The sequence below is a fragment of the Zhouia amylolytica AD3 genome (assembly GCF_000511935.2).
Taxonomy (GTDB): domain Bacteria; phylum Bacteroidota; class Bacteroidia; order Flavobacteriales; family Flavobacteriaceae; genus Zhouia; species Zhouia amylolytica.
Window position 1 is genome coordinate 1 of record NZ_AYXY01000003.1, and the last position, 653, is coordinate 653.

The 653-nt window shown below is 43.3% G+C and carries 1 protein-coding gene; it reads right to left on the reverse strand.

Features of this window, described 5'->3' with window-relative positions; genetic code table 11:
• On the reverse strand, positions 1-653 hold a 653-nt coding region (locus tag P278_RS16550; RefSeq protein ID WP_038262299.1), incomplete at both ends, for an HYR-like domain-containing protein.

Below are 653 nucleotides of genomic sequence, written 5' to 3' on the forward strand. Positions count from 1 at the left end.
ACATTCGATGGATAGATTTTCTAAGTTGGTTGCATCGATACTAGGAGCCGTGGTATCTTGAACAGTAATAGTTTGAGTGTGTGTAGTTTGAAGTCCACACTCATCAGTAGCGGTCCATGTTCTGGTCAGGGTATAGCTGGACGGACATGTTCCATCAGTTCTAACCTGATTATAAGTTACCGTCGCCGAACCACAATTATCGCTAGCGGTAAGTGTAGTGGCATCAGGTACTTCATCACATTCCACGGTAGCATCTGCAGGTAATGTTTCTACAAACTCAGGAGCCGTAGTATCTTGAACGGTAATAGTTTGAGTGTGTATAGTTTCAATGCCACACTCATCGGTAGCAGTCCATGTTCTAGTCAGTGTATAGCTAGACGGACATGTTCCATCAGTTCTAGCTTCATTATAAGTTACCGTCGCCGAACCACAATCATCAGTAGCGGTAAGTGTATCAGCCGTTGGCACAGCATCACATTCCACAGTAGTATCTACAGGTAATGCTTCTACAAACTCAGGAGCCGTAGTGTCCTGAACAGTAATAGTTTGAGTGTGTATAGTTTGAAGTCCACACTCATCAGTAGCAGTCCATGTTCTAGTCAGTGTATAGCTTGACGGACAGGTTCCATCAGTTCTAACTTCATTATAAGTTA